The sequence below is a fragment of the Mesorhizobium sp. P5_C1 genome (assembly GCF_054049815.1).
In genome coordinates, this window is the sequence record NZ_JBFULQ010000746.1 from 1 (window position 1) to 2,165 (window position 2,165).

The window sequence follows — 2,165 nt, forward strand, 5'->3', positions numbered from 1 at the left end:
GGCTAACCCTCGGTCCGCGAACGCCTACTAAAGAACGCCTCGACCAAAGAAAATAGTAATCTTACAGTACGGTTGCAGGCTTGTTTTTGCTTTCAGTTGCAAAATCCTGTGTTATTGATGAAATTGTGGGAGCGCTGGGCAAAGGGCGGGTTGTTTGAGTTCCAGCACCAGGAGGAGAAGCGGTATGACCACTCAGGTTGTACAGAGCGTATTCGGTCCCAAGCAGGTCACGAAACTCAAGGAAGTTTACGAGCGGGCGCGGGTAGTGGAGGCAAATTATCCCGAGTCCCACATTGCCAGCAAAGCCGCCAAAAGGCTTATAGAGGCCTTCGAAACCGTGATCCACGTTGACGGGACGGTTCTGGATGTGAAGTGGCTCAGCGAGGCCAATCCCCAGGGAAACGCCTGAGACCAGGCCTCGTCTTGGGGTCTGTGAAGCTATTTAGTGAAGGACTTCATTTCTCCCACGTCAGCCTGCCCGCAGGCGGATTCTGCTTGCCGTTCCAAATCAACCTCTTGGGACCTGGCTTGACGGCGGGTTCGCCGCGTGGAGCTGCGCCATGGGAATGGCCGGGCCGTCCCATCCAAGGTCTCGCAGCGCTCGGGACCCACTGTGTACGTTTCATACACAGACTTAAAAATTTTACCGAAAATTAACCTAAGTTAGAGACTGCTTATGGATAGCCCATAGACTGCCCAAGCTGCTGTACATGTCGGCAGCCAAGAACTGCTCAAGGCTCCAGGTTGGGGTAACGGCCTGAAGCTTTAAAATGGGTTGGGTATCAAACTTTCAATTCAAGAGATGAGGGGCTTTGTTGGGCGCCGCTAAGCGGCTTTCGTTGGGGAAAGGGTGGGTATAAGTATGGGTTCCACAGTAGGACTGCATAACTACACTTCGACAAATCAATCGGGTGTTCCGTCTGGCGGAATAGAAAATGTCCACGAGCAGGTAGGCAAGCAATACCTTCTCATGCTGGACGGAAGGGCACTAGACCGCGAGTGTCTTGCATCGGCCCTCGAGGATCACGAACTCGGCATGGCGGTCGTCGCCATGGGCTCGATCGAAGAATGGCGCATGAAGAAGGGGGCAGCCCCTCCACTTGCAGCTATCCTCTTCAACCTTGGCGGCCGGAAGGTCACCGATCATGGCATCGCCGACGAGATCAGGCATATTTCGTCCGAGTTCAAGTCGGTCCCCGTGGTCATCCTGGCTGACACCGAAGACCTTGGACAGATACTGACGGCTCTCGAATGCGGCGCACGCGGCTACATTCCGACCTCGGTCGGGATCGACGTCTGTGTCGAGGCGATCAACCTTGCGGCAGCGGGAGGCATCTTCGTCCCGGCGAGCAGTGTCCTTTCCATGCGGCACCTTATAGGTACAGGTAGCCGCGACACGCAGCCTTTGACGGGCATGTTCACGCTCAGGCAGGCAGAGGTCGCCCAGGCGCTTCGGCGCGGCAAGGCGAACAAGATCATCGCCTACGAGCTGAACCTGCGCGAAAGCACCGTGAAGGTCCACATCCGAAACATCATGAAGAAACTGAAGGCCAGCAACCGCACGGAAGTGGCCTACAAGGTCAATGATCTCTTCGCAGAGGGAGCTCTGGCCGAAGAGTGATTGCAAACTGATAAGACGACCCGCCTTGGGTGAACCCTGGCGGGTCGTATTTGTACCGCACTACAGATTCATTCAATGACGGCCGATGGATTTCCGTTGCCTTGAATGGCGTCGGGAGCCGTGTGATCGGCCGCGCTCCGACGCAGATCGTTGCCCCTAACTCCCGGCAGTGTGCCGCAGGTGGACATTTGCGGAGTGCTCCGAAACGCCTGGATCCCTAGCGATGATCTGGTTCCGTAGCACCCTGAAAAACTGTTCCATTTGTTCGGTATCAGTCGGTGCGCGCCTGTGTATCCACCATAAGTGCTAACCGCTGACCTTATGGAGAACGCGAAATCCTGAGCCCAGCATGTAGACTTGCTGCCGGAATGGAGTGGTCGGCATGTCTGAGCAAAGCCTTCGTTTTCGCAAATCCGTCCKCCTGCAGGAACGCGGTCGTGAACTGATCCCGGGCGGTAGCCACACCTACGCAAAAGGCGAAGATCAGTATCCCGTCCTCGCGCCGGGCTTCATCGAGCGTGGTTTGGGATGCCATGTCTGGGAC

At 56.1% G+C, this 2,165-nt stretch carries 2 protein-coding genes and 1 pseudogene; all 3 read left to right on the forward strand.

The features are described from left to right. The first annotated feature begins 184 nt into the window (after positions 1-184). Positions 185-409: a hypothetical protein gene (locus ACXJ7R_RS30750; protein WP_095080680.1), complete on the forward strand. Its 225-nt coding sequence runs from the start codon at positions 185-187 to the stop codon at positions 407-409. Between the two features lie 453 nt (positions 410-862). Then, a complete protein-coding gene (locus ACXJ7R_RS30755; protein WP_095080669.1) occupies positions 863-1,621 on the forward strand; it encodes a LuxR C-terminal-related transcriptional regulator in 759 nt (252 codons plus the stop codon). Between the two features lie 382 nt (positions 1,622-2,003). Further along, a pseudogene (locus tag ACXJ7R_RS30760) lies at positions 2,004-2,165 on the forward strand (glutamate-1-semialdehyde 2,1-aminomutase); the annotation flags it as partial.